The organism is Coxiella-like endosymbiont of Rhipicephalus sanguineus, from assembly GCF_018687865.1.
Genome location: NZ_NIQB01000041.1, coordinates 1 through 23,171 on the forward strand (window position 1 = coordinate 1; position 23,171 = coordinate 23,171).

A 23,171-nucleotide genomic window follows, 5' to 3' on the forward strand; every position below is an offset into this window, starting at 1 on the left:
TCAGGTAGGATAGAATCTTCCTCAGGTAGGATAACTGAACTGATCAAGACAAGCTTAACCAGCTCTTCTTTTTCTTCGGGAAGAGCATGGGAATAATAGCCGCCCGTAGAAGTCCTTTAAATCCCTAAACATCTCTTATTTAGTTAGAAATAAGATCTAGCTCTTCATTCAGTAAGAGATTAAAGTTTTGTTAATTAACAGAGTATCTGAATCAAAAGAAGGTTTCTTAAAGTTAGGCACGTCTCTTTGGTACCAAGCTTTTAATTTTTTGTTATAATTCCAAAGAAACAAAACTATCTAGAAGGCATAATTTATTAAAAGTAATGAAAAATCTTGTTCGACTAAAGTTTGGAAGGGGAGCATTGGACTAGAAGAAATGCCTATATAAATGTGACGTAAGTAGATATATTATTACTGTCCCAGATTTTAGCTAAAAACAGAGATTTTTACTTCTTAAGGCAGCTCTAAAGGTTGTTATTAATACCTCATGAGGACATTCTGGATTGCAAAAGGTATGTTAATAATTTATTATAGTTCCAGATAAATTCAGCTTTTAATGCACTCAACCTTTGTTTCTAAAGCCCAGTGAAGGTAATTGATCAAAGTAATCAGTGAAATGTACTGTCTATTCTATTTTTCTAAACCAACCTCTTCGCTCTATAGCTATTGTCGCAAATAGAGGTCATTTCCTTCCTTTTCATATTTTCAAAATAACGAACACATAGGGACTTTCCAGTGCATAGTGAAAATATAAAAGAGCGTCTAAATTTGAGATTGAGGGTAAATTGGAGAATTCGCGTTCAGCTGATATCCATTCTTGCAATGACTTAAGGAAGGGATTCCCGTGATCTTATCTTGCCATATTGATTTAATTATTTTGGTATAGTGACTTGTTAAAATGTGTGCGAAATTGATTGCTTGTTCTCCAAGGGCAAGCGACAGGCCAACGGCTTGATGATTATCAATGTAGCTATGAATTCTTCTACCGTAAAAGCATCTCTTAACAGTGAGTTATAAGGATTATTCCACCATATTTGATTGATAATTAAATTATTGCCGCTGACGAGAATTAATTGAAAAAATCAGTTAATTCCCATAAGGATATGATTTGTAGACTTCCAGAAATATTGCTAATTGGTTGAACTAGAAAAAAATGCGTAATTGCGGATTTTTTACACATGAGGTGAGTTTCTTTTATATCCTTATTTTTAAAAGCCTTTTTTAAATGCTTCAATTGATTATCTAAAAAAGAATAGCTTGCGTATCCTGCTCCCTTAGAATCTGATACCTTCGACTTTCTAAACCTTCTGTTGAATATCTATGATTAAGGGAGTAGTAAAAGTTGACCTTTCGAAAGAAAATAAATCTTTAGGACCAAATATCTGCCTGATAGGAGAATCGTCCTCGTACCTCATCTTTAAGCTCCTAGTTAGGAATAAGCTGTTAGAGTTAGATAAATATTAGAGAAATATTAAATTATTTAGGGTATATATAGTCCATTATTCAGCCAGAGCAAGTGTCTTTAGTTTCCATTAATATTTTGTTAACTTATTTCCTAGATTTATTAAAATAATTTAATAAGACTAAAAAAAAGACTAAAAAAGTAATTATATTTTTTAGGAGATATTTTAGTAATTAATTTATCGGAATCAATCAAAAATCAATTTTGTTTCCTTTTCCTAACGGACTTAAGAATTATAGAATTAGGTGTAATTTTCTTTCTTATAATGTATAATCCTTTTTAAAGTTAATATGTTAATATATTAAGATAATGTATAACGTAATGAAATTATCGGGGAATTAAGATAAGGCGAGGTATTATTTTAGAAGGGGGTGTAGAGTAGTGGGGACTGCTTCCAGAGTCATATTTACTTTGTTTATTAGTTACCTTAGGTCAGTTTATTGAAAAGCTTCGAGAAAAAGATAATACGGAAATTGATACAGACGTTTATGAACGTGATCTCTAGAGGTTTCTGGAGAGCAGGCACAATTGCCTTTGTAGCGGTTTCTTTTTTCCATTCTGTAACCAGTGAATTTTATTAGCTTTCGACCATTAATAGAATTAACAGGAGAATATCTAGGACGTGGAATTTTGTCAATTTTCCACTCGTACATCAATTAGTACATCAATTATTTATAAAGAAGGACTGAAGAGAGACAGACTCTTTTGTCATCTCAAACCGAGGGCTATGCTTCAGCATCTGATCATAGACTAGAAAATACAAGCAGCGAAGGGCTAGGTCTTTTATTTAAAATAGATTATCCAAAGGGACGCGAACAGGCTTTTTTAGATGTCTTCTCTTCCTTTTAATTTTGACCATTTTTTTGAGAATGTAAATGGTGTTTGGATCTGAATAACAAAGATGAATCTCTTTTCTCCACTTTTACTATCAAGATATTCATTTCATTCTTCATTTCTTCTTTTTCTGCCAGCGAGAAAGAACTTTCGTCAATTTAATCTCGAACCAAATTTTTCTTCCCGGGCTGCAATAATTCCGTGATCACGTAATACAGACCTTTTAAGCGATGAGGTATATCACTGGCAGACTCTCTTTTCAGAGTTTTTTTCGGGGTTAAAAATTCTAGACATAAATTAACGGCTAAATTCTCATTTAAAGAAATTAAATTTTTTAAAATTTCACAACACTCCTTAGGAGCGAATTAACATCGAAAATCGTGAAAATCCCGCAACCAGTGTTCTAACTTTTCAACAAAGCGCTGTGTGGTTATTTTAGAAGGCTTGTCGATAAACAGTCAAAATTTTCCTTAGAAGGATGATAGAATTCGGAGAAGTAGTAAGCCAAAAGAGTGCAGTAGTTCCTGTGCTGGCTTCTCCTGTCATTGGTTAGCTGATGGCCTGAGTTGTGATTTTTAGAGCTAATTCCTCATTGGCATTTAATAATTCTATAAGTAAGGCTCTTTCGGGAGAAGAAGAAACAAGCCCCCCTCAAAAAAAGGAGGTAAACCCATGTGAGTGTTTGAAGTTAGCGCGTGGCATAAAGCTTCAGCGGTAATTTTTTAGCTAAAGCGCTTTTATCGTCTCCTAACAAGTAATGCAAATAAATCTCGTTAGCTCTGGCGGGCCGGTTAGCCAACAAAGCGCAGAAGGATGTAAATCGCTAGCAGTCGATCTCGTAGTCAGATTGCAAAGTACTCGCGTAGAAATTTCTTTTGCGAGTTGAGTTGAGAACTTCTAGTCAGTAATTTTTTTAATAAAACTAATCCTCTAGAGGTTCTGGCCAGTTGATAAACAGGAGAATTTCCATCTTAATTACTCGAGGCTGGTTGAAAAAAACAAGGTGGCGGAAATTTCATGAAGTAATTGGGGAATTAACCGCTATTATTTTTTAAGCACATCTAAACCTATCGCGTAAGCTAAGAAAGTAAAGTACTGAAGAGTCGTAAGAGGTATTAGGTGGTTGAGAATAGGAAAATATATCCATCGTAATTTCTTTTACTAAATTGAGATTTTCAGTAAATAGATCATTAAGTTATCGCTCTACCTTGAGGACAGGCGCTCAAACAAAAAGAATAACGAAGCACCCTTATTTGGACCTTGAATGATGACTTGATAAAGTGCCCCTCGCTGAAATTTTAAAGATTAATTGGAAATTTTTGCTAGGAGTTGCCAGAGAGAAGCGGTCTCCTCTCAGACGTTCCGCCAAGCCAAAAAAGTGTAGAAGAACCGCCCGCCGGTAAGATTTTCCTTCTGGAATGGCACAACACAGGCTTCTAAGCCGATTTCATTAGTAAGAGCCTGTGGTATCAAAGTTTGGATTTTCTAACATATGTTGAGAAAGGAGAGAGCGGCTATAGGAAAGCCATAAGGAAGGGTAGAAAGCATATAAAAAGCTGAAATTTTAGTGGACGGATTTGGCGAAACCAGGCTATAGAGCGTTTTGGAGGAAATCTCTTTAACTAAATTCAGGATTTTTTGTTATCAATAATGCAAGTAATTTAGTGCCTTCCTTGGTGCTAGCTAAATTATAGAATGTGGAGAGCCCCGCATAAGGGCCTTATCTTAGTTATGAGAACTTATGAGAACATAATGCTGTGCCGCTAATCCTCTTTGCCAACTTAGGATTTTTGATAAATAACTTTGTTAATAGGCTTAGGCCTTCAGGAGACTTTGTTAGCCAAAAGAAAGGAAGAAGCCCCGCAACATCCATCTTCCTTCGCACTTGTTGGATGCTGGAGGATTGGAGCTGTGATTTCCAAAGCGAGGGAGGAATTTTCTATTACCATCCGATCAAGTAACGCTATACCTTCGGATAAGGTGCTGAGTAAATAAAAAGGAGAAATGCTTTTCCATGGGCGGCGTGTCCAAGGGGGGAGGGGGTCGTCCGAGTGCCATAGCAGAAATTTCTGAAAGTAATTTAGGTTTAGTTTCCAGTAGTTTGTCAAACATAATTTTACGTCGTGAGTAGAAATCAACAAGCAAAAACAGTGTAGAAGCGCATTCATAAGGACCCATTAAAATAGGGCGACAAAGGTTTTCATCCCTGATGTTTTGGATTATCCCCTCGGAGTATCGAGAAACCTCATAAATAGGTCATACGCTTCTCTATCTGCAGCACCAATAAGCCAATAAAATGCCAGAGCCGGGGCGGGCGCCCCCGCCCCCATGGTTCAAGTTCTTGGAGCACAAGACGACAAAGGGCTTCTGCTGTAATTCCTTACTCCAATTGAAGATTTTGGAGGAATATTTCTAGGGGAAGCGATCTTCTATCAGGGTAGGTGTTAACCCATAAAATGGGGATACTCTAACTCTCACTATTTCCGTACGGTAAAATGTTTCTGCAGAAATTTCTTGCATTAATTCTGGTTTTACTCTTAAAAGCTCTTTGAATAATTGCCGGCATGTATTGGTGCTAATAAAGCAAGCTAATGCCTGTGTCACCCAGCTTTTTGTAAAAATCTTTTCCTGAAAATCCCCTTTCGAACAATCCGATAAAAGCGTCATTTTATAAATTATTCGTCATCAAAAAAAATCAAATATATTTAGGGACCGCCCATTGAGGATGCTTAACGGAGTAGACATTAATAATTCTTTAAATACTGTAAAGATAAGGTTGAATATAGTTCAGGCAGGTTGAAAAAAATATAAGTGGGTAAGGTAAATGATTGCTGTGTAATTCAATTCTCGTGACTAAATTCTGATAAGAAGCATCTCCGATATAATATTGGTGAAGGAAGAGGATTGATATAGACTATAATCTAAGGCGTTGCTCTACATAAGCATAAGTTACTTCAGGTCTGTGTATTTTGTTGGATCCATACTTTAAATTCGTGCCTTAATCAAATTGGTTAAACATCATTAATATTATATCGAGCTATTCTTAGGATTCGGTTAAGGTGATTATTAAATTGAGCGAAAAATGAGAAAAACTTTCATGTCTTCGCTAATTATTTGCTTTTACCTCTGTTTTTATATGAGATTTGATTGCAGTAAGCCTCCTCTGTGGAGTAGCATTAAGAGGGAAAATAAGCTTTGATCAATGTTCTTTTAATCGAAGAGCATGTATTGATTCGTTGCGGTATGTGCTTGATGCTAGAACGAATCAAGGGTATGTGTATAGTCGGAGAATCGAATACCGGGGAAGAATGGTTTACTCTGCGACTGGAAAAAGAACTCGATGTGGTTATCCTCAACTTTCAACTACCTGATACGAATAGCCTTGAGCTTGCTCAAAAATTTTTACGTCGTGATCCGGATATAAAATACTAGTTGTTACAGGGATGAAAAATGAGTTGCTTCCTATACGTTTGCTTGAAGCAGGCGTACATGGATTCGTTACTAAAAGTAGCGATTCTACTGAGTTAGAACATGCCATTCGTGCAGTGCATAGTGGTCAGCGATACATTATATAGTTCGGCGGTGACAAGCCGCTTAGCTTTAAGGAAAGCCACTGCTTCGGAGTCACCGTTTGATGACTTGAGTGATTGAGAAATGGAAGTTTTGTTATTTGCTAGCCAAAGGGATGAAAGCAGAAGAAATTGCTAAACAATTACATATTAGTACTAAGGACGGTGTACTCTCACCGCTATTGAAATGTTTGAAAAGTTGAATGTAGGAAATGATATTGAATTAATTAAATTGATTGTGCAATATGGAGTGATTGAAATTGATAAAGCTTAAACAGTCTGCAACTTTCTTGTCTACAGCAATTCCAAGAAGAATCAAATACCTGATGGCTTAGAAATACATCTCCTTTCCAAAGTCCCATCCTATTATGGAGTCACAAGGCCTTCAGAAATTGAAGTAAATCAAATTTTACGCTCCCAGGGAATTCAAAATGTAAGAGGGTTTATAAAACAGCGTTTGAGATGGTCAAATGGTTAACGATTGGATTGGTGGAAACATGCTTTTTTAGCACAGCTCGCACCGTTAAAGAATCCTATACAGAAAAACATGTACTGAGAGACTAAGGATTTACATGTTCTACCTTTTTTGGTCTTTATAACAGATGAGTGGTTTGGTATTGGAGCGGTTATTATCGGCGCCATGTCTTTTTGCTGTGGGCTATTTTTTTATTTTTCGATAGTAGGCCGTCTTGCTTTTGCCCTGACTGATAAAATGATCGATATGCCAATCAAATTAAGTGAAGCAGAAAAAAAGATCTTCCCTTCAAAGGTTTTTCGGATAGCCCAAATATTTTAGCACCATATGCTAAAATAATTATATCTTTTCGCCGACTTCTTTATCTTCGAAGTGAATTTAATGCCTTTAAAAGCTGCAATTTTTGATATGGATGGCGTTTATTACCGATACGGCACGGGCTTCATGCTGAAGCATGGGAGATTATGTTTAATGTCTTTTTTGAACCTTATGACAAAATGCAACTTCCGTTTACCTATGAGGACTATTTCTACTATGTGGATGGCAAGTTATGTATCGATGGTATTAAGAGTTTTCTGCTCTCTCGAGGATTAGAACTTCCTTCTGGGGATTTTGAGGATACTCAGGATACAAATACCCTTTACGAATTTAGCAATTAGAAAAATAATATATTTTCTGATTTATTGAATCAAAAAGAAATTAAAGTTTTTTCTTCTACTATTAAATTAATCTAAAAATAATCTAAAAATTTAGGCAAGAAGGAGTTCGAGTAGGTGTGGTATCATCCAGTAAAAATTGCCAAATATTACTGGAAAGGGCATGGATCATAGATTTATTTTTAATTTAAATCGATGTTATTACCCGTCAAGAAATGAATTCAAATCGAAAATCCCAACCTGATATGCTTTTAGAAGTAGCTGCCCAATTAAAAACTGTTCCTTTAGATTGCGTGGTTTTCAAGGATGCCCTGTCAGGAATACAGGCTGTGGTGCGAGGTTGTTTTGAGTTAATTATTGGGGTTGCTTGTAATTCAAATTTATGCGAATCGTTAAAGAGAGAAGGGAGAGATTGCGTAGTTGATGACTTGGGAATGATTCGTTTTGAAGAATTGTCTCAACATATTCCTCTGCCACTTCTTAACGCATTAAATTGTCTACCTTGTATTATCAAGCAATCAATCAATAAAAAAGTGGTTGTTTTTTTGAATTACGATGGAACACTGACGCCAGTAGTGGGTTCCTAAACATGCCATTTAACTGATAAAATTAGTGAGATATTGATAAATCTATAACAATACATGCCGATTTTTATTTTAAGTAAATGACAATTAGAGAGTTTGTACCAATTGATTGGTTTAAAATAATTATTTTAAATAGATAATTATAGATTTGAAATTTTTGATCTGCTTTCTCAGAATATTTTCACGATGGGAACAGATAAATAAGCTGTATCGAACGTTTATAATTTATTGATACAATTACTTAAAAATATTCTTAGGATCATCATTGAACATAAAATTTTATCCTTATCTATATATTATAGTTTAGTAAAATCTGAGAATCTTCCAGTAATCAAAGAAAAAATTGATAGAAATTTAAAACTATATCCTCAATTAAAAAAACATTTAGGTAAAAAAGTTTTCGAATTGCGACCTGCTGTTGATTGACATAAAGGTAAATCCTTATTACATATTATGGAACTATTAATCTATCATTACGTTGGTATTTACCTAATTTTTATTGGGGATAATGTTACGGACGAAGATACTTTTCAGTAGTTAAAAATTGTGGATTATAGGTATTCTCGTTTCTCAAGAACAACGTAGGACAAAATCCGCTATAATTTTAAAAGATAAGAAAGAAGTTGAAAAATTTCTAAAGTCGTTAATCAGCTTCTATCAAATCACATAAAATGTAAACATGGCAACTACAATATCGTGATTTTATTGCTCCTCAACAGTATTTTCGAGAAACTCTATGTACTTTAGGAAACGGTTATTTTGCGACCCGAGGTACTTGGGAAGAAGTTCAATATGATGGAGTTCATTATCCAACCCAGAAATTTATATTGATGGATGTTACAATCATTTAACTATTGAAATTTTAGGTCAGAATGTTACTAATAAAGACTTAGTTAATTGTCCAAACTAGTTACCTCTTTCTTGGGGACACTTAAATTAAGATCAGGTTGTTTTAAATGAAACTAGTTTGGAAGAATATAAAAAAACTTTAGATCTATTTCACGGAATTTTAAAACAACATTTTTTCAGTTGATAAAAAAATCGTAAAATAAGAATATTATCTGATCCATTGTCTTTATGGCTAATCCTTCATTTTTTGGCTATTGAATATAAGCTGATGGCTTTAAATTGGTATGGTGAAATTGAGATACGTTCAGGTATTGATAGCAATATTATTAATAATTGGGTTGCTCGTATCGAAAATTAGTATAGTATCATTTAACAGAATTCATATTGAATAGCTTGTAAAACATGATTCAATTAAGTACGACGAAAAGTCAATCCTAAATACGTATAGTTCTATAACAGATCGGAGGCAAATATATCAGAATCAAAAAAATGATAGAAATGAATCCCGACATTATCCAAACTAAAAAAGTATCTTAAAAATTTATAGTATTTTCTAAAAAAATTGTCTTATAGCAATCAAAAATAATTTCATTATTTATATCTCGCGATAAAGTAATTACTAATCTAGCTTTTGGTAGTCGATAGCTTTTAACTATCGTTGATCAATTTTTCAAGATAGTGATAGCGAATGAACTCGCTTGGGAACAGTTTTGGCAACGATGCGATTTAAAAATTTAAACTAAATAGTTTTAATTTATTACAAACTATCTTTCTGTACTTAGGGACCTCGATGTAGGAGCTCGTTCCCGTGATTTGCATGGAAAAACATATCAGGGAGGGATATTTTTTGAGATGAACTCTATGCCTCTCCTTTTTTTAATTTTCATTTTTTCAAAATTACTTCTAAATTAGTTGGTCGTTATTATTATACAGTTATAGGAGTTTATTCCAAGCACGCCAAGCAGAAAAAATAGATTTAAAGAAGCTATGTTTTCTTGGAAAAGTGGAAATAATGAAGAGGAAGAAACGTAAATAATGCACTTAAATCTAAGTTATAATACTTAGTAGCCCGATTATAGCAATTCGAAAAGGCATATCAATATTGCAATTGTTTATAGCATTTGGAAATATTATTTACATACTGAGAATTTTAAATTTATGTTACATTATAGTCGAGAGATGATATTTGAGATAGCGCGTTTTTGGAGTAGTTTTATTATTTATAATTTCGATTCTGATCGTTATGGAATTTAAGGTATAATGGATCCAGATGAATTTCAAAAAAATACTCTAATAGTCGAACGTCTGGCGTGGACAATAATTCCTATACTAATTTTATGCTGGTATAAGTTTTGGAGACGGTTTTACAGTTAATTAAAATATTAAATGCTCAACGGTGCTATGAATTATTAATGATTTTAGATATTGACAAGGAAGAAATTCAAAATGGAAAAATATTATTCATCGTATTGTTTACTATTATGAAACAATAATATTTTGAATCAATTTGATGGTTATGATCAATTGATTCCTTAATGTGATAGTACTCTTCAACCAGTAATTTTGTAGCTAAATCATAATTCATGTTATATCCAAAAAAGGTACGTATTAGAAATTGCATTAGATAAGATGTCTTTTAAAGACTGGACTATGAGAGAAATTAGTTTATTCCCTATAGATGATTACCTAGAAAAGCATTTTTGAAGTCAGAATTTTCTTCTGGATTTTCTTTGTTCCGCTCTCTCCTAATAAATATTCTATTAGGATGAACAGCGTTGTATCGCATACGTTGTACTATTAATTCATAAATTGATGAGATAGAAAGAAAAGCCACGCCCATTGCTACGCCAATCCCAAACTCTACAAGAGTTATTATAAACCTCTGCGGAGGCGTAGAGAGAAATAATACCTAGAATTAATAAGGAATAAAGTCTCACATCTCTATAGATCCGGAGGTCGTTTTCCAGTAATGGTTCTAGGCGAGCATGTTAAATTCTGAAATTGACATAAAAAAGAAGATACAATAAGAATTTTTCCTTCTATTAAAAGAGGCTATCTTAATTCAAAAGTTTTCAAAGTCCTTCCGAGAATAGCGGTGGTAGAACCCACAAGATAAATGCACGCTAAGGCTTTTTTTTCTGTTTCGGGAATGTAATTCAATATTAATTTGATGCATTGAACGAATTCAATTTTAAAAAAAAACTTAATAAAATTTTAATCTTTAACTAGTATAATCATTTTCCTCGATTATAAAAAGCCTAGGATGAGAAATACTAATAAAAATTTGAAAACCATTGATGGAAGAACAACGAAAAAGGAATTATGAAATATTAAAAAGATATTTTTAGCATCAATATAAAAAAATGGAAGAGTTCCTGAGGAACCGTCTATTGATACATTTATCAGGTAGTTCAATGAAAAAGGAATATTATCTTAAAGAGTCTACTTATTTTATAGAAATTTAAAATTTTACACTTCTTTGCTCTCAACTTTTCTATAAATTTATTTTTCAATTTTTTAAATCCATATCGGAGCAACCATCCCAAAGAGTTTCTTTTAAATATCCTGATTTGGAAGGTTTTTTACCCTGACAAGTTACAATAGAAAATTTACCCATTGCTGAATAATTTACTGAAAGGCACTTTCTAATCCTTTGGAGCTGCGATTTGCAATAATTTATGCTTTTTGTGTCAACACGATATTACACTTGGTACATATGGCTACTGCTTCCGTGCCCATATTTAGAATAAAGAAGTATTTAAGATTTGCCAACCAAAAATGTTCTATCGTTTGCCTGGACAAAAACAATCTCGATTTTATTTACACAGTTTTTAGGTTGCATCAACCCTATTCTGAGCTCTTATTTGTTTAGTTAATGGATCGATCGGTCCTCCAAACTACTACTTCGAGTCCCTTAATTAAGAAAAAACTAGTGTTTACAAAATAACAATCAAGAAGGTCACAATATAATTGAATTATTTCTAAGAGGTGGACTTTCTATAAACTATTATTTCTGTGAATGGGATATTAATCTTTTTTTATAGGATGCAGCACAAATAATAAAAGCGTGTAAATTAACATGCAAAGCGACTCTTACACTTCCGGTATATGGAGCAGGTGGTCTTATTGCACAAGGAAATGAAATCTTCCATACTCTCTTAAACACTTTATCTGTAGAACAATCTTTATTAACCCTACTGATACCCGTTCATACCCCAACCCATTGGGCATTTTTAGAAATTCAGATTACGTATGAGAAAAATTATTTTTTCTGGTTTAACCTGACTCACTGGCTCTATCTGACGAACGTAACGCAATTAATAATTGGATTTTAAGTACAGTGCTAGAGTGGGCACTTAGCAATGGATATAATATTTTAACATCTTATCAAGGTTTGTGATACACGCATGAACAAATTACAGGTAAAAATTGCTTTAGTTTGTTGGTAATTCGAAATTGTTTGCAAGATTATAAAGAAGAAAATCCCGTTACTCAAGCTTAAACACTGGATGAACTTCGATTGGTAATTTTCCAATTACTCCTAAAATAGTCCTAGAAATTATGCTTACGAAGTGCGCAATATACTTCTTAATTAATATTCTTTTTTCTAGAGGAAAATGCATTTTCATCAAATTCTTAAGAATTATCTAAAATAAATAGATTTAGTGTACTTAAACTTTAAATAATATTACAATTTATTACAATGGTTGTTGTTTATTTCAAGGAATAATTCTCATGATTAATATTCTTTTAATCGAAGATCAGGTATGAGTTCGTCAAGGTATCCGTCTCATGTTGTCTGCTATTAAAGGGATTCGCATTGTAGGTGAAGGGTTAGCACGGGGTAAGAAGGTCTGACGATGAAACAAGAAAAAATCCCGACGTCGTGATTTTAGACTTTTACTTTACCCGATACAGATGGTTTGGAAGTAGCAAAGAAAATGTTGTGACGAGATCCTGATATTAAATATTGGTCATAACAGCGATGAAAAGTGAATTGCTGCCACTTCAACTTTTAGAAGCAGGTGTACATGGATTTATTACTAAATGCAGTAAATCAGCAGAATTAGAACGAGCCATTCGCGCAATTCACATTCACAGTAGTCAACGCTATCTAAGCCCTAATATTGCGACTCAGTTGGCTTTAAGTAAAGCGAGTGATAATTCACCATTCAGTCAACTCAGTAAATAAGAAATAGAAGTATTATTCTTGTTAATTAACGGAATTAGTGTAATGGTGAATGGCTATCGTTACAATATGTTTGAAACATTTGGTGTAAATAATGATATTGGGTTCATCAAATTGGCTATGTAATATGACTTATTAGGTATTGAAGAAGTTGGAGTTTAGAAATCGTCATTTTTCTAAGGTAGAATGACAATTTTTTTTAATCGGTTAAAGAAATAAGTTAAGGAAACGATCGAACATCAATACGGGCACAGACCTGCTCTATGGCATCGATAGTAATGTCTTTTAATTCTTCAATTACGGAGAGCTCAATATTGAGTGGTGGTAACCAATAAATTGTATTTCCTAGAGGACGTAGTAAGGCGCCCAATTTTATAGCTTCTTTATAGATCTCATAGCCTAGTTGAGGACAAGCGGGATGATAACGCAAATCGGCTGCAACTATAGCACCAATGTTTCGAATATTCATTAATTGACCTGTTTTTTCAGAAACAATATTCATATTTTTATGCAGAATTTCGCTAAAGGCGGCGGCTTTTTCGCATAGATTTTCTTTATGAATAGTCTGTAAGGTAGCGAGAGCAACGCTGGCTCCTAATACGTTTCCTGAATAAGTATGGGAGTGGAGAAAAGCTTTGCCGGTTTCATAATCGTCGTAAAAATAGTTGTACATTTCCTCATGCGTCAGAACCGCACTGAAAGGCAACCAACCTGAAGTAAGACCTTTCGAAAGACAGACGAAATCGGGGATAACTTGGGCGTGTTCACAGGCTAACATCTTTCCAGTTCGCCCTATACCTGTCATTATTTCGTCTGCAATTAAATGGATATTATGTGTTTTAGCCCATTGAGAGAGTCGGGCTAAAAAATCTTGGCTGTAAATTTTCATACCGGCCGCTCCCTGAACGATTGGTTCTACGATAACAGCTGTAGCGGTTTCCACATGGGGTTCAAGTAAATGTTCAATCACTTTCCACTGGTGGGTGCAATCATTCCATTGGTCAACCGTAATATTGGAAACGTAGGGAATCTCACTGATAAAAAAAGGTTCAAATAACATGGCTGTATAGGGAGATCTATAGAGTCTAAGATCACTCACACTAAGAGCACCCGCAGTTTCTCCATGATAACTATTTTTTAAAGCAATAAACTTTGTTCGTTTTTGATTGCCAGTAATAGTCCTTGAATGTAGGCTCATTTTCATTGCCACCTCAACAGCGCAAGAGCCATCCCCTGTATAAAATACTTTATTTAAGAAGGGTATCAGCGTAGCTAATTGCTGAGAGAGTTCGACGATAACTTCGTTAGTCGTATTTGCTAAAATAACATGTTCAAATTTTTCTAGTTGTTGTTTTAAAGCTGTTTTTAACGATGGATGGTTGTGCCCCAATGACTTACACCACCAACTAGAAATAGCGTCAATTAATTTTTTGCCATTTTGAAGCTTAATGTGACTACCTAAGGCACTTTTAATCACTAATGGCTTGAATTCTTCATAATCTTTCATTTGCGAACAAGGATGCCAGACATGTTTAAGATCTAGCAATTCAAGAGATTCCATATCGTTAACTCATTATTTTTGGTTGGTTGACTAATTGGAAAGACTATTATAAACTTTTTGTCTTCAACAATAAAAGAGGTTTTTTATATGGAAAGGGAGACGTGGAGTCAAGAGTCTGTTTCTCATTTATTTGAGTTGCCATTTTTCGAACTGCTTTTCAAAGCTTACAGTGTGCATCGAGAAAATTTCGATATCAAAGAAATGGAATTTTGCACCTTATCGAGCATAAAAACTGGAACTTGTCCAGAAGATTGTGCCTATTGTACTCAAAGTGGTCATTATAAAACTGGCCTTAAGCGAGAAAAATTAATTGACATTAATTCGGTTATTGAACAAGCCAAACTGGCTAAAAAAATGGTGCTAAACGGTTTTGCATGGGTGCAGCTTGGCGAAGTCCACCGAAAGGAGAGCTGCCAAAGGTCCTTGAAATGATTAAAGCAGTTAAAGCATTAGGCTTAGAGACTTGCGTAACCTTGGGAATGCTTAATAAAGATCAAGCCCATGATTTAAAACAAGCAGGCTTGGACTTTTATAACCATAATTTAGATACTTCTCCTAATTTTTATCAAAAAATTATTAGTACTCGGACCTACCAAGATCGAATTGATACTTTAAAAAACGTAAGAGATGCGGGGATTAATGTTTGCTGTGGTGGTATTTTGGGAATGGGGGAATCGCGAAAAGATCGAATTGAATTATTATTGCAACTTAATCAACTGCCAGAGCCGCCAATGAGTATTCCATTTAATCAGCTCATTCCCATGAAGGGTACGCCCTTGGAAAAGGCAGTGCCTTTAGATTCCTTTGAATTTATAAAAACCATTGCTGTAGCTCGGCTTATATTTCCAAAATCAATGATCCGATTGTCTGCGGGACGTGAAGAAATGACTGACGAGTTACAGGCCTGGTGTTTTATGGCGGGAGCAAATTCAATTTTTTGTGGAGATAAATTATTGACAGCAAAAAATCCAGGACAAGATCGCGATTTTAATTTATTAAATCGATTAGGTGTTAAGATCCCTCTTCCAGCACAAGTGTAGGTTGCTATGCTAGTTGCTAAAGTCAAAAACAGACTAGATCGATATGCACAAAATTCACTTTTAAGAAAGCGTTTTGTTATTACAGGACGAGAACATAATAATTTGATCAAAGTTAATGACCAGTCTTGTATTAATTTTTGTAATAATGATTATTTGGGTTTAGCCAATCACCCAGCAGTAAAAGAAGCTTTTATTGAAGCGATTCAACTCTATGGAACTGGAAGCACCTCTTCGGCAATGGTATCAGGGTATTTTAAACCTCAACAACAATTAGAAGAGAAATTTGCTGAATTTTTATTGCGAGATCAAGCAATTTTTTTTAATTCAGGATATATGGCAAATTTAGGAGTTATTACTTCTTTAGCGGCGCGTAAGGATGTTATTCTTTCAGATAAGTTTTGTCACGCCTCTTTACTTGATGCCATTCAATTATCAAAGGCTCAGAATTATCGTTTTAGACATAATGATTTAGAACATTTTAATTATCTATTACATTTAAAAAAACCTAATATTTTGATTACAGAAGGTATTTTTAGTATGGAAGGTGATCTTTCACCCTTACTGGCAATTAATCACTGTATTGATGGAAAAAATGTTTTATTTATTGTAGATGATGCTCATGGTATTGGGATTTTAGGGAAAAATGGAGGTGGAAGTTGCGAAAAGTGGGGATTGACTCAATTAGAAATTCCCTGCCTTATAACTCCTTTGGGAAAAGCGTTTGGTTGTTCAGGTGCTATTGTTTCGGGCAGGAAAGATATTCTAGAGGGCATTTTGCAATTTTCTAGAAGTTATCGTACCACTACTGCTTTACCGCCCGCTCTTTGTATGGCTGCTTTAAAATCGTTAGAAATTGTTCAAATGCAATATTGGCGACGAGAACGACTTAATGAACTTGTTCATTTTTTATACAACAAGCAGAAAATAGAGGTCTTAAATTAATATCCGAGGATGAAACACCTATTAGGTGTTTGCTTGTTGCAGACAATGAAAAAAATCAATGGATTCAACAAAAAATGTTGGAAAAGGGGTTTTTCATTTCCTGTATTCGTCCCCCGAGTGTTCCTGAAGGTGCTGCCAGAATTCGAATTTCCTTAAATTGCTTACACACTGAGGAGCAAATCATTCAACTCCTTTATCACCTTGCTTTTTTTCTATGTTAGTTAAGGCTTCAATGGCATTTATCGCAGGATGGGGATTTAAGTCTTCTCTTTTAAGAGAAAGTAGTTTGTATTTAAAAGGGTCTTTCTTAATCGATTTGCCTAATCTTGAGAAATTGACTTTGGAGAAGGTTACTTACAATTTATCTTGTTTGATACCGGATAACACCACGTTAATAGGATGGTCTCTAGGAGGCTTAATTGCAATCCTATTAGCTGCTCAGTTTCCCCAAAAAGTAAAAAACTTATTTTATTATCGAGTTCCCCTTGCTTTATTCAAGAAGAGGGATGGTCGGGGATTTCTTTAGCAGAAGCCAATGAATTTATTAATTTAGCGGAAAGAAATTTTGCTAGTTTATTCAATTATTTTCTTGCTATGGTCAACTATCCGAATAAGGTGCTTCATTATAAAGACTTACTAACTAAAAATTCTCTAAATTTTGAAAACATCGCGATTTGTTATGTAACTATTTAAAAATTTTGTTCGAATCTGATATCAGAGAGGCTTATAAAAGAATTAAAATACCGCTCTTCTATCTTTTAGGAGAGAGAGATGTTATTATTAAGTTAAAACCTCAAGAACTTTACGATTTAAATCCGAGCGCTATAATTCATGTCATCCCTGAAGCCGGGCATTTAGCTTTTTTAACACATCAGAAGAATTTTTATACTCAGTTATTAAAGTTTATTAATCATGTTTAATGAAAAAAAAATGCGTATACAACGCTCTTTCAATAGAGCATTTAAAACCTATGATGCGTATAGTTATATGCCGGCAAAAATTTGCAAAGAACTATTGAAGCAGTTAAAAAAATAGAATTTAATTATGAAGTTATTGCTGATTTTGCTTGTGGAACTGGAGTTAGCACACAAGAAATCAGTTCGGTCTTTTCATTTAATAGCATGTATGCGATTGACTTCTGTAATAGCCTTTTGGATGAAGCTCAAAAAAAAATTAGAAATTCTAAAGTTATGTTTATTTTAGCTGATTTTGATGATTTTTTGTTTTTTGAAAATTCACTGCAGCTAGCTTTTTGTAATATGGGGTTGCAATGGTCTTTAGATTTAAGGAATACTTTTAAAACATTTTCTTATCAATTGATTCCCTCCGGTATAATGGCTTTTTCAATCCCTTTAAAAGGGACATTTAATGAATTGGGAGAAAATTCTCGAAATCAATTTTATCCACCAGAGATTATTATAAATTTTTTGACGGTAAGTGGTTTTTCGATTCTTTCGTATCAAGAAAAAGTTTTTATCAATGAATTTAAAACTTTACAAGAAGCAGTTCGTTCCATCAAATATATTGGAGCAAATTGTTTGGTTCTGAGGAGAAAATCAGATTTATCAGCTAAGCCGATTTTAAAATTTACGGATGAAGTAAAAGTCAAGTTAACTTATCGGATTGGATTTTTTATTTGCAGAAAGGTTTAGATATGGTTATAAAATTTTTTGTTACTGGAACGGATACGAACGTGGGAAAAACTTATATAAGTACGTCCTTGCTGCGAACATTCACGGGCAGAGGATTTTCTACCTTTGGCATAAAGCCCATCGCTTCCGGATGTCGGAATATTAATGGTTTGCTTCGCAACGAAGATGCGCTTGCTCTACAAGAGGCTTCTTCGGTAAAAAAGCGTTATGAATTGATTAATCCGGTAGCTTTTGAAGCACCGATTGCCCCGCATATTGCTGCGAAATTGAAAGATTTGCGTTTAACAACTAGCGTATTGGTAGAAAAAATAAATAAATTACTTTTAATTCCTAGTGATGTGTTTATTGTTGAGGGAATAGGCGGATGGTTTGTTCCTTTGAATGATGAAGAATTAATTTCTGATCTTGTGAAATTATTAAATATTCCTGTTGTCTTGGTGGTGGGAATTAAATTAGGTTGTTTAAACCATACTATTTTGACTGTGAATGCAATAAATCAAATGAAAATTCCGCTTATAGGATGGGTAGCAAATTGTATAGAATCGCAAACGATAGCAATTGATGAAAATATTCAAACTTTAAAAACATGGATAAAAGCACCTTGTATGGGTATCGTCCGTTACGAAGAGAATCCACAAGATCACCTTTCCCTTCAACCGGTATTAAATTTTTTCAAAAAAAGAGGCTTATTTTCCTCTGACTAATGGGAAAGAGCTAGGTAGGGTTAAAGTCGGGAAGGATTGAGTCGGATCAGAATTATTTCATTTTAAAGTAGCGTCGCCGGAAGAAAATGCTTTTTGAAATCCATCACTTAATTTGAGGATTAAATTTCCTTGCTCATTAATTCCAGCTCCAATACCTTGAAATTCGTTTTGACTTGATTTAAGACTTAAGAATTTATTAAAAAGATAATCTTTTTCTCGCCAGGGATTTTGAAAGAACCTAAGGCCGTGTTTTTCAAAAGTTTCCAGATAATGAATCAAATAATTAATTAATGCTGTACAGAGCTTATTTCTGTCGTAATAGGCTTCAGTTAAATTTATTAAGGATGTCCAATCCTTATTGATTTTTTGGTCAGCATCGTTTTGCATATTAACATTAAGGCCAATACCAATAATAACGGAACAGAATCCGTGGGTTTCTGCTTGAATTTCAATTAAAATACCAGCCAATTTCTTATTATCACATATAATATCATTTGGCCATTTAATAAAAATAGGTAAAGATAAATGACAAATTGTTTCAATAGTGCGACATACCACGAGCCCGCATACCAAGCTTAAACCGGCTAGCTCACTGATATCTTTATCAAAAGAATATTTTAAGGATAAATAAATATTTTGTCCAAAGGCGAATGCCACGGCCGGTAAAAGCGGCCTTTACCTTTTGTTTGCATCTCTGAAATGCAAATTGCCAGCTTGTGATGGGATGCTGTTTTTAAATAATCGTTGGTAGAATCTACTTGTTCGAACAGCTCGAGTGGAATTGATTTTATTTGTAAAGTGCTAACTATTTTTTGTTTGTCTAATAAGATTAATGGTTGAGCTAAACAATAGCTCTTAGTTTTTAGAGGTTTTATTGCAATTTTATAGTTCTTTAATTTTTTATGGCTTTCCATACCGCAGTGCGACTAATATTCAATTGCTGTTTAATAACGGTCCCATTATGGAATTCTCCATCGTTTAATAACTCGGTGATTTTAGCTAAGTTGTTATTTAAATATCTCATAATCTGCATTTTACCCTGTGGTTGGTGACTATCAAGGCTATCCCAACTGCTGTTTTTTTAGTATAGTTACCCGTTATGATAAGGCCTCTTGCTCTTTATGTTGGCTTGCGTTACACACGCGCTAAGCGCCGTAATCATTTTATCTCTTTCATTTCTCTTGCCTCTATGCTGGGAATTGCCTTAGGTGTTGCGGTATTGATTGTAGTTTTATCTGTAATGAACGGATTTGATTATCAGATTCGAACTCAGTTTTTTGCGATCGCGCCTGAGGTTACGATTCTATCAGGTCAAGATATTTCTAAGACTTGGCCGACTTTACAAAAGACTATTAATGCTAACACTAATATTATTGCTTCAGCTCCTTTTGTCACGGGGATGGGGATGCTGAGTAATAAAGGAGTGGTTAGTGGGGTGAATGTTTTGGGAATATTATCCTCGCAGGAAATGGAAGTCTCAAAGCTTGATCAAAAAATGGTGCAAGGGCATTTAAACACTCTAGTTGCAGGAAATTATAATATTATTCTGGGGCAAAAATTAGCAAACCAATTAGGTTTATCTCTCGGAAATAAAGTTAACTTATTCACTCCTCAAGCTACAACAACACTCCTGGGGGTGTTTCCTCAATTTCGTCGTTTTACTGTTAGCGGGATTTTTAGTGCGAAAGGCGGTTTTGATTTTGATACGGGAATTGCTTACATTAATATGATTGATGGAATGAAACTATTTCCTCAAGGAAGAAGCGGATTACATGTTAAAATAAGAAACATTTATCAAGCAGAAGTTGTCTCTCGAGAATTGCAAAATGCCCTTACAAACGGATTTATGGTAACGAATTGGACGGAGCAGTTTGGTTCATTTTTTAATGCTATTGCTATGGAAAAGACGATCATGTTTGTTATTTTATTATTGATCGTTGCAGTAGCCGTATTTAATTTAGTTTCAACACTTGTGATGGTGGTCAATGACAAACGGGCTGATATTGCCATTTTACGAACGTTAGGAGCGAGTCCCCATACTATTATGTCAATTTTTGTTATCCAAGGAGCCATAGTTGGCTTAATTGGTACGCTAATTGGCATAATCGGAGGAGTTATTTTGGCATGGAACACAACAGCTATTGTTAATTTTGTTCAAAATCTTTTTCATGTTCAATTCCTTAAAAGTTCACTCTTTTTCGTTAATTTTCTTCCTTCTCGATTGCAATGGTTGGACGTTTTAAACATTTCTGTTATTGCCTTAGTGTTGAGTTTGATTGCAACTATTTATCCGGCTCTGATTGCTTTTCGAACAGAACCAGCAGAAGCACTGCGATATGAATAAAGAAACATCGGTTATTCGTTGCGACAAATTGAGTAAGACCTATCTCGAAGGGAAATTACACGTGCCTGTTTTACATGAGGTCGATTTTTCTGTCGCACCAGGGGAGCGTGTGGCGATCGTGGGTGCTTCAGGAGCAGGAAAATCTACTTTTTTACAATTGTTAGGTGGTTTGGATAAACCAACGGCAGGAAAAATATGGGTGGGAGATGAAGATATCAATCGTCTTAGGGAGCGAGAAAAAGGATTATTACGTAATCGATATTTAGGATTTGTTTACCAATTCCACCATTTATTGCCGGAATTTAATGTGTTGGAAAATGTTTGTATCCCTTTGCTCGTTCGAGGGATGAAACCTAAGCTTGCAAAAGAAAAAGCCATCGCTTATGTTGAAAAAGTTGGATTAATTCATCGACAAAAATATCGGGTTGGACAATTATCAGGAGGAGAAAAGCAACGAATCACTATCGCGCGAGCTTTAGTAACGGAACCTCGTTGTGTACTCGCCGATGAACCCACAGGTAATTTAGACGAAGAAACTGCCGAACAGGTGACTGATTTGATTTTGCAACTAAATCGTTCTCTCAATACGAGCTTTATCATCGTAACGCATAACCGCCTTTTATCCGCAAAAATGGATCGAATCTTTTTATTGGAAAAAGGCCAACTTTACATTAAAGAGAAATAATTGAAGCAGTCCAGACGTTATTTTATTGATCGTTATGAAGGTGGTGAACGTACTCTTTTGGTGCATATCAATATTTCCTTCTTATACAAGATGGACGTGGTAAGGGCTGAAAAGAGTGATCAAAAGGGGCATCTTTGTTTAAGTTTAGAAATACAACACAAGGATTACCAACAGTTATTTAGGAATGTTGACAGTTAACGGAGAATGAGTTGATGAATATAGTAGTTCTAGGAACCCAATGGGGGATGAAGGTAAAGGTAAGATTATCGATATGCTTACAGATAAGGTTGCGGCAGTGGTTCGTTTTCAGGGTGGCCATAATGCAGGTCATACTTTAATTATCGATGGTGAAAAGACAGTTTTGCGTTTAATACCCTCGGGAATTTTACGAAAAGACATTCTTTGTTTGATCGGAAATGGAGTGGTTTTATCTCCCGCGGCATTAATGGAAGAAATCCAAGAACTAGAAGTTAAAGGGATTCCAGTAACAGATCGACTTAGAATTAGTTCCGCTTGTAATTTATTGTTGCCTTATCATATTGCGCTCGATATGGCACGTGAAACTGCGTTAGGAAATAAAGCTATCGGCACCACTGGTAAAGGAATTGGCCCTGCTTATGAAGACAAGGTAGCCCGCCGAGGTATTCGTGCAACGGATTTATTGCATCCTGATGTCTTGTTAGAAAAGATAAAAAAAGCCACTGCTTATCATAATTTCCAGTTAGAATATTATTCGCAAAAACCTCTCGATTATATCCAGATTTATGACCAATTAATGGAAATGAGAGATAAAATAAGGCCAATGATCGGAGATGTAACTGCTTTATTATTTGAATTACGCCGAGAGAAAAAAAATATTATTTTTGAAGGGGCGCAAGGTTACTTGTTGGATGTGGATCTTGGAACTTATCCGTATGTTACTTCTTCAAATACCACAGCAGGGGCAGCTGCTACGGGTAGCGGCTTTGGCCCCCTCTATTTTGATCAGATATTAGGAATTACGAAAGCTTATGTGACTCGCGTTGGTGCCGGACCTTTTCCCACAGAATTAAAGGATGAAGATGGGGCAAAAATGGCAAAGCGAGGAAAAGAATTTGGTTCAGTGACGGGTCGCCCTCGGCGTTGTGGTTGGTTTGATGTAATTAGTATGCGCCGATCCATTCAAGTAAACAGTTTGACGGGTATTGTGTTAACCAAATTAGACGTATTGGATGAGTTTGAAACTATTCGTTTATGCACAGGCTATCTCTGTAATGGAGAATTGCTCGACGAGTCTCCCTTCGATCAGTTCCTGTTAGAAACTTGCAAGCCCATTTATGAAGAAATGCCTGGATGGCAAATTTCCACTTATGGGCTTACTAACTATAATCAAATGCCTAAAGAAGCGCGTGATTATATTGTACGTATTGAAACGTTGTTGGAGGTCCCTGTTACTATGATTTCTACAGGTCCAGAGCGAAAGCACACTATTGTATGTGAAAAAAATTTTCAAGTACAAGAAGCCCGCGTTTTTCCCTCTTCCTTAGCTGGAGAGAGCAACCCTTAACTTTTCCTCTACCGTAGGAGAGGGATTAAGGGGAGAAAGCAATTTTTATAAAAATTAATTTATCAAATAAATTAAAATA

12 protein-coding genes and 6 pseudogenes are annotated in these 23,171 nt (G+C 34.8%); 14 read left to right on the top strand and 4 right to left on the bottom strand.

Going from position 1 to position 23,171, the window contains the following annotated elements:
* The first annotated feature begins 5,491 nt into the window (after nt 1-5,491).
* From B1F79_RS02595 to B1F79_RS06575, 5 genes and pseudogenes are all read left to right on the top strand, one after another.
* Nucleotides 5,492-6,139: pseudogene (locus tag B1F79_RS02595) on the top strand (LuxR C-terminal-related transcriptional regulator).
* Nucleotides 6,140-7,211: 1,072 nt separating this feature from the next.
* Nucleotides 7,212-7,583, top strand: a complete 372-nt coding sequence (locus B1F79_RS02600; protein WP_251365878.1) for an HAD family hydrolase — start codon at nt 7,212-7,214, stop codon at nt 7,581-7,583.
* Between the two features lie 698 nt (nt 7,584-8,281).
* A pseudogene (locus tag B1F79_RS06850) lies at nt 8,282-8,431 on the top strand (hypothetical protein); the annotation flags it as partial.
* Nucleotides 8,432-9,509: 1,078 nt separating this feature from the next.
* Nucleotides 9,510-9,683, top strand: a pseudogene (locus B1F79_RS06855) (hypothetical protein); the annotation flags it as partial.
* A gap of 2,538 nt (nt 9,684-12,221) precedes the next feature.
* Nucleotides 12,222-12,744, top strand: a pseudogene (locus B1F79_RS06575) (response regulator).
* Between the two features lie 94 nt (nt 12,745-12,838).
* Here the strand turns inward: B1F79_RS06575 and bioA are convergent.
* Nucleotides 12,839-14,179, bottom strand: a complete 1,341-nt coding sequence (bioA, locus tag B1F79_RS02610) for an adenosylmethionine--8-amino-7-oxononanoate transaminase (RefSeq protein ID WP_251365880.1) — start codon at nt 14,177-14,179, stop codon at nt 12,839-12,841.
* A gap of 87 nt (nt 14,180-14,266) precedes the next feature.
* Here bioA and bioB point away from each other — a divergent pair.
* From bioB to bioD, 6 genes and pseudogenes are all read left to right on the top strand, one after another.
* Nucleotides 14,267-15,219, top strand: a pseudogene (gene bioB / locus B1F79_RS02615) (biotin synthase BioB).
* A 6-nt stretch (nt 15,220-15,225) separates the two neighbouring features.
* The gene (locus B1F79_RS02620; RefSeq protein ID WP_251365881.1) at nt 15,226-16,161 is read left to right on the top strand and encodes an aminotransferase class I/II-fold pyridoxal phosphate-dependent enzyme; all 936 of its coding nucleotides are present in this window, start codon (nt 15,226-15,228) and stop codon (nt 16,159-16,161) included.
* 29 nt (nt 16,162-16,190) lie between these two features.
* On the top strand, nt 16,191-16,382 hold the full coding sequence (locus tag B1F79_RS06860) for a hypothetical protein (protein ID WP_372443115.1): 192 nt from the start codon (nt 16,191-16,193) through the stop codon (nt 16,380-16,382).
* A gap of 11 nt (nt 16,383-16,393) precedes the next feature.
* Nucleotides 16,394-16,687: an alpha/beta fold hydrolase gene (locus B1F79_RS02625; protein ID WP_251365882.1), complete on the top strand. Its 294-nt coding sequence runs from the start codon at nt 16,394-16,396 to the stop codon at nt 16,685-16,687.
* Between the two features lie 475 nt (nt 16,688-17,162).
* A complete protein-coding gene (locus B1F79_RS02630; RefSeq protein WP_251365883.1) occupies nt 17,163-17,813 on the top strand; it encodes a methyltransferase domain-containing protein in 651 nt (216 codons plus the stop codon).
* A 2-nt stretch (nt 17,814-17,815) separates the two neighbouring features.
* Complete coding sequence (gene bioD, locus B1F79_RS02635; RefSeq protein ID WP_251365884.1) at nt 17,816-18,517, top strand: dethiobiotin synthase; 702 nt, start codon at nt 17,816-17,818, stop codon at nt 18,515-18,517.
* Between the two features lie 57 nt (nt 18,518-18,574).
* On the opposite strand, the gene B1F79_RS02640 is transcribed toward bioD, so the two are convergent.
* From B1F79_RS02640 to B1F79_RS02645, 3 genes are read right to left on the bottom strand one after another with little or no spacing between them, the layout of a single operon-like run.
* Nucleotides 18,575-19,174 carry a biotin--[acetyl-CoA-carboxylase] ligase gene (locus B1F79_RS02640; RefSeq protein ID WP_251365885.1) on the bottom strand — a complete coding sequence of 200 codons (600 nt, stop codon included), beginning with the start codon at nt 19,172-19,174 and terminating at the stop codon, nt 18,575-18,577.
* Entirely contained in the window at nt 19,135-19,431 is a 297-nt protein-coding gene (locus B1F79_RS06865) for a lipoate--protein ligase family protein (RefSeq protein ID WP_372443116.1), read from the bottom strand. The genes B1F79_RS02640 and B1F79_RS06865 overlap by 40 nt, the downstream gene beginning before the upstream one ends.
* Nucleotides 19,410-19,541, bottom strand: a complete 132-nt coding sequence (locus tag B1F79_RS02645; protein WP_251365886.1) for an HTH domain-containing protein — start codon at nt 19,539-19,541, stop codon at nt 19,410-19,412. Before B1F79_RS02645 ends, B1F79_RS06865 begins: the two co-directional genes overlap by 22 nt.
* Nucleotides 19,542-19,616: 75 nt before the next feature.
* On the opposite strand from B1F79_RS02645, the gene B1F79_RS02650 reads away from it, so the two are divergent.
* From B1F79_RS02650 to B1F79_RS02660, 3 genes and pseudogenes are all read left to right on the top strand, one after another.
* A complete protein-coding gene (locus B1F79_RS02650; protein ID WP_251365887.1) occupies nt 19,617-20,861 on the top strand; it encodes a lipoprotein-releasing ABC transporter permease subunit in 1,245 nt (414 codons plus the stop codon).
* A complete protein-coding gene (locus B1F79_RS02655; RefSeq protein ID WP_251365888.1) occupies nt 20,854-21,546 on the top strand; it encodes an ABC transporter ATP-binding protein in 693 nt (230 codons plus the stop codon). Before B1F79_RS02650 ends, B1F79_RS02655 begins: the two co-directional genes overlap by 8 nt.
* A 212-nt stretch (nt 21,547-21,758) precedes the next feature.
* A pseudogene (locus tag B1F79_RS02660) lies at nt 21,759-23,092 on the top strand (adenylosuccinate synthase).
* Nucleotides 23,093-23,171 lie beyond the last annotated feature (79 nt).